This window comes from Streptomyces sp. (assembly GCF_019510245.1).
Taxonomy (GTDB): domain Bacteria; phylum Actinomycetota; class Actinomycetes; order Streptomycetales; family Streptomycetaceae; genus Streptomyces.
This window is the reverse complement of sequence record NZ_JAEKKT010000399.1, coordinates 1-5,328: the sequence shown is the minus strand read 5'-3', so window position 1 is coordinate 5,328 and position 5,328 is coordinate 1. Positions and strand designations below refer to the sequence as shown.

The window sequence follows — 5,328 nt, the reverse complement described above, 5'->3', positions numbered from 1 at the left end:
GCCGTGTTTGGAGGCGGTCACGGCGTGCAGTGTGACCCCGGTGCCGGTGAAGCTCAGCGTCGCGGTGTCGCCGGAGGTGTTGTTGTAAGAGTTGGTGCCGTTGTACAGGCCCCCTTCCCCGGATCCGTGACCCCAGGAGCCGGTGTAGGTCACCGCGGAGGCGGCGTCGTCCACACTGGTCGTGTAGCCCAGGTTGAGGTACTCCACAGAGTCGGTGAACGTGGTGGTGCCGCCCTTGGTGGTGGACAGCACCAGGTACACGCTGGCGCCGTGGGCCGGTGTGGTGAACGAGATCGGCTGGGTGACCCGGGAGCCGAGCGGGATGGCGAGGTTGGTGGTGCCGGAGCCGATGACGGTCCCGCCGACCTGGTTGAGGTACGCCGTCCACGTGAGGCCGACGGACGTGTTGCTGAAGTCGTCGTTGAACACCGTGACGTTACGGGTGACGGTGCTGTTGAAGGGGTAGACGGGCACTTCCTGCGCGACCGGGAAGGAGCCGTTCGCGTCCGACACGCCGGAGGCCGACCAGTACGGCAGGTCGATCGCGGCGATCGGGTTGAACGCGGCCTGGATCCGCTGGATCTGCGGGTTGCTCCACGGGTCGGGCAGGTTGTCCGCGCCGTAGACTGGGTGGCCCTTTTCTTCCGGGATGAAGTCGGTGGTCTTCACGCCGGGTATGAAGCCGTCCCAGCCGGAGAGCAGGGTGTAGGGGCGCAGGTCGCTGGCGTCCTTGCCGCGCTTGGCGGCGGTCGCGGTGGCGAACCACTCGAAGCCCTGCTTGGTGTTGCACGCCGGCCAGATGTACTCGCCCTCGCCGTCGGGCCGGCCGGTCACGGACACGACCTGCTCGCCGTAGTTGCCGAGGCCGTCCAGGTAGTGCCCGAGTACGTCGAAGTTGGGGTACGTCATGGTGGGGTAGGGGACGGACGGGGCCCCGGGGCCGTCGTCGACGCTGACCGGGCGGGTGCCGTCGCTGCCGTTCACCGCCGCGTAGAGGTCCTTCTCGAACTGCTCGGAGTCGAAGTGGCTCAGGCTCGGCTCGTTGCTCTGGCTCCAGCGGATGATCGCCGGGTGGTTGCGGTCGCGCAGGGTCAGCGCCTGGGCGTGGTTGACCATGTTGTCGTGTCCGGCGACCCAGTCCTGGCCGTTTTCGGAGCCGCGGATGGCGGTCTCGTCGATGATCATCAGGCCCATCTCGTCGGCCACGTCGAGCATGTACGGGCTGCCCGGCTCCTGGTGGATGCGGACCACGTTGTAGTTCAGCCTCTGGTAGTTGTCCACCGCCTGCGGCCAGCCGCCGTTGCCGCTCGACGGCGTCAGGAACCCCGGCAGCGTGTCGTAGGCGTCGCCGGCACCGCCGTTGTTGATGCCGTCATAGTCGGCGCCCTGCAGGTCATCGCCGCGGAAGTTCACCCGCACGCCGTTGAGGTAGTAATACTCGCCGTTCTGGACGGTCTCCCGGAACCCGAACCGGTAGCTGGCGTCGCTGGTGTGGCCGTCGTCGGTCGCGGCGTGCACCGACAGGTCGTGCAGCTGGGCGCGGTATCCGGCGCGGTACGGGACGTTCGGCCACCAGTAGGAGGCGGTGCCGAGGTTCCAGGCCACCGGGCCGACGGTCACCTTGGCCGTGGAGTGGGCCGGGACCGAGACGGTCTTGGCCGGCAGCGCCGGGTAGCTGAAGGAGGAACCGCTGTCCGAGGCCAGCGAGCCGGTCAGCGTCACCGACCGGGCGGCACCGGAGGTGTTGGTCACCGACACGTCGTAAGTCAGAGTCTGGTTGGCCACGGAGGTACGCACAAACGTGTCGCTGACGTACACCGCCGGGTACACGCGCAGGAACGCCGAGCGGTAAATGCCCTGCGGAATCGCCGCGGACCACTCGGCGGCGTCGGGAACGATGTACTTGCCGCTCGTCGGGTCGATCAAGGCGCTGCGGCCCTTGACGTCCACGCTGATCGTGTGGGTGGTGCCGGGAGCGGCGAACGCGGTGATGTCGAACTTCGACGAGGTGAAGGCGGTGGTCTGGGTGGCGACCACCTGGCCGTCCACCGACAGCGTCGCCTGGTTGTTCACCGCGCCGAACTCGATCCACGCCGACTGCGGCTGCCCGGTGTTCGGCACCGTGATGCTGCGCGAGTACACCGCCTCGCCCACATTGGTGAAGCCCTGCTTGTACCAGCCGCCGCCGGGCACCGTGATCGACGTCGCCGACTGGCCCGCCGGCGTGAAGCCCCATGTGCCGGACAGGTCCACCGACGCGGTCGCGGCATCCCCGGCGGTGAAGCCGTCGATGTTCGACACCGACGAGGCGAGAACAGGCGTCGTCGGCAACGACGACCCGGAGGACGTGGATGGCGAAGCCGGCGACCGCAGTCCCACAACGGCGACGAGCAGGGCGACGGCGACCCCGCTCGAACGCGTGAGGACTCGCCGAGGCGACGGAACATGGTGGTGCATCATGGGTTCCTTGTCGACGTTTGAGGTGATGTTACCGGTAACACTTCGTGCCCTGAGGAGCCCTTGGTCCCCGGCGCCGGTGGGGATCGCCCTGACGGCTAGCGGAACGGGGCAGCGAAAGGGCGGCGAGATGAGGGCGTTGGATCGACCGGTCAGCGCCGGGGCGACGATCTCTCCGCCGATCCGACACCGAGCAGATCACCTCATCGGCGACGATCTCTCCGCCGATCCGACACCGAGCAGATCACCTCATCTGCGGTGCTAGGCGCCGAACGTATACGCGATGTTGCCGGAACGTCAAGAGATTCACCTAGCGGTCATTCTCCAGGTGGCGACACTTGTGGGGCCGCTTCCGAGGTTGGAGTCAGGACCTCAGCTGGTGGCGATCACCCCCTTCTCCACCACGGATAGATGGGCCGACCATGAATCCTGCGATAGCTCCAACGGGGATTCTCACGCGCCATCCGCAGGACCAGGACCTTGATCTTCCGATGCGCCGGCGGACGCCCCGGACGACGCCGCCAGCGCAGTGCCCAGCACCGCCGCAGCAGGCGACAGCGAGTGATGCCGCAGCATCGCCGATCTCGACGTCCTTCGCCGCCGAACCCAGCCCCGCCGGCCACAGCCATGCGAACACTCGGGCCGCCACCCAGCGCGGCCCCGGGCGCGGCGGGCTTCGCTACTCGGGGTCCTGCGCGCGCAGCTCCGTCTCCAGCAGGTCCATGGCTTTCAGGAACGCCGCCTGTTCGCTGGCGCTCAGCTGGTCGAGTACCCGCGACAGGGGTTGCGCGGCGCCGTCGAGCCATTCCTCCACCTGCGTGGCCTGTTGTGGCGCGATCCGCACGATCGTGCGCCGCCGGTCACCGGCGTCCGCTTCCCGCACCACGAATCCGGCCCGGTCCAGATCTGCCAGCACGCCGCTGACCGTCGACAGCGTCAGCTCCAGCCGCGTCGCGAGGGTACTCACGGTCAACGGCTCCTCGCGCAACTGCTCCAGGACCGCCACGTGTCGGGGGCTCAGCGGGGCCCGCGTCGGCGGCGCCGCCCGGTCCTGCGAGCGGCGCATGCCGCGAGCGACGCGCGGCAGGAGCTGCATCAGCCGGTGGCACAGCGCGACGTGCTCGGCGTTGCCTGCTGGGTCGGCCATCGGTGTGTCCGTCCTCTCATTGACGCCAGACGTCGCCAGTCTATACGGTTCGGACAACAAATCAGTTTGGATGGGCGAAGCAAAGCTTTGGAGGAGACATGACGACTTCCGCGACAGCGACGGACACCAACGCGCTGCGGGCGCGGCTGACCGACGGCTCACTCGCCGGCCAGTGGCGGCTGGAGACCGCCCGATCGACGGTCGGGCTGCGCAGCAAGAGCATGTGGGGGCTCGCGCCGGTGAAGGGCTCCTTCCGGGAGCTCTCCGGCGAAGGCACCGTCACGCCGGCAGGCGAGGCGACCGGCGCCCTTACGGTGCGCGCCGGGTCGATCGACACGAAGAATCGCAAGCGGGACGAGCACCTGCGCTCAGCCGACTTCTTCGACAGCGCCAACCACCCCGACATCGTCTTCACCGCGCACCACGTCACCCTGAGCGGCGTCAACGTCACCGTGCACGGCACGCTGCGAGTGCGGGACACCGAGCGGCCGGTCACCTTCGACACCGCGGTGACCGTCACCGCCGGCGAAATCCACCTCGACGCGCAGGTACCCGTCGACCGGTCGGACTTCGGCATGACCTGGAACCAGCTGGGCATGGCCTCGATGAAAAACCTCATCGCCATCCACGCCGTCTTCGTCCGCGCCTAACCCGTGAACGCCGTCCTGTGGGTCGCGCAGTCGTTGCTCGCGGCCGCATTCCTCGCGATCGGTGGCATGAAGCTCGTGCGCACCAGGGCTCAGGTCGCCGCCGTCTTCGCCTGGGCCGCGGACTTCTCCGACGCGTCCGTCAAAGCGCTCGGGGTGTTGGAGGCGCTGGTCGCCGTCGGCCTGGTGCTGCCGGCGGCGGTGGACATCGCACCAGTACTCGTGCCGGTGGCCGCGATCGGCGGGCTCGCGCTCGCCACCGGCGGATCCGTCGTGCACCTGCGCCGTTCGGAAACGCCGCTGGCCGCCATGAACCTCGTCTACATCGTCCTGTTGGGCCTGGTCGTGTGGGGCCGGTTCGGCCCGTACCACTTCTGACCGGAAGCGTGGCCGCCGTGGTCAGAACCGAGCAGCCCCTGGCTGTCGCGGACATCGCCTTGACCATTGCCACGCTGTCGCTGCCACGTACCAGATTCACCAGGCAGGTCACAACGGTAGGGGCGTCGTCGATATACCGCCGTCGCCGTCGGGCTCGGCGCCCTCCGGCAGTACCAATCTTGTGCACGACGATGGTTGTGCCGGTCGGCGTGTCAGGCTCGACGTACTGCTCGACGTATGCGGCGTAGTTCTCGGCGCTGACCGCCTGACCCTGCTCGGCGCTGAGCCGCTCGATCCCGACGGCGACGAGCTCGCGGTGACCGGCGGGCCGGTTCACCGGGGTGGTGGCGGTCGAGGGGAGCGCGGCGAGCTCGGCCGGCGCCCGGTGGAGTTTGTCGACGACGGCCGGTGCGGTTTCGGCCGTCCGGGAGCGAGAGGTCGGCCGGTTCCCGGGCGGATTCAGCCCAGTTCGGCCAGGCGCCGGACGGCCGGGGCTGCGAAGGTCTCCATCCACCGCGATGTGGGGCCTAGATGCGGCGAGATGATCACCGTGTCGATGTCGAGCTTGGCGTACGGCTCGATGTCATGGGCGAAGCCGTCCAGGTCCTCCTCGGTGGCGGCTTGTTTCGAGTACGTGATGGTCCGGCGGATGGAGTCGTAGTCGCGGTCCGCCGCCTCGCAGTGGCCCCGCAGCACATC

Annotated in this window: 5 protein-coding genes and 2 pseudogenes; 3 read left to right on the top strand and 4 right to left on the bottom strand. The window is 68.6% G+C overall.

Features of this window, described 5'->3' with window-relative positions; translation table 11 throughout:
* A partial coding sequence (locus tag JF597_RS52865; protein ID WP_294014090.1) for a glycoside hydrolase family 2 TIM barrel-domain containing protein occupies positions 1-2,301 on the bottom strand: 2,301 nt, incomplete at its 3' end.
* Here JF597_RS52865 and JF597_RS52860 point away from each other — a divergent pair.
* Positions 2,291-2,722 (top strand): hypothetical protein, encoded by a 432-nt coding sequence (locus JF597_RS52860; protein WP_294014088.1) that lies wholly within the window; start codon positions 2,291-2,293, stop codon positions 2,720-2,722. The genes JF597_RS52865 and JF597_RS52860 overlap by 11 nt on opposite strands.
* Positions 2,723-2,876: 154 nt before the next feature.
* Here JF597_RS52860 and JF597_RS52855 read toward each other — a convergent pair.
* Positions 2,877-2,972, bottom strand: a pseudogene (locus JF597_RS52855) (integrase); the annotation flags it as partial.
* A gap of 164 nt (positions 2,973-3,136) precedes the next feature.
* On the bottom strand, positions 3,137-3,604 hold the full coding sequence (locus tag JF597_RS52850; protein ID WP_294014086.1) for a MarR family transcriptional regulator: 468 nt from the start codon (positions 3,602-3,604) through the stop codon (positions 3,137-3,139).
* A 98-nt stretch (positions 3,605-3,702) separates the two neighbouring features.
* Here JF597_RS52850 and JF597_RS52845 point away from each other — a divergent pair, with 98 nt between their 5' ends.
* The gene (locus tag JF597_RS52845) at positions 3,703-4,254 is read left to right on the top strand and encodes a YceI family protein (protein WP_294014084.1); all 552 of its coding nucleotides are present in this window, start codon (positions 3,703-3,705) and stop codon (positions 4,252-4,254) included.
* Positions 4,255-4,257: 3 nt separating this feature from the next.
* Entirely contained in the window at positions 4,258-4,629 is a 372-nt protein-coding gene (locus tag JF597_RS52840) for a DoxX family protein (protein WP_294014082.1), read from the top strand.
* 459 nt (positions 4,630-5,088) lie between these two features.
* On the opposite strand, the pseudogene JF597_RS52835 reads toward JF597_RS52840, so the two are convergent.
* Positions 5,089-5,328 (bottom strand): annotated as a pseudogene (locus tag JF597_RS52835) (LLM class F420-dependent oxidoreductase); the annotation flags it as partial.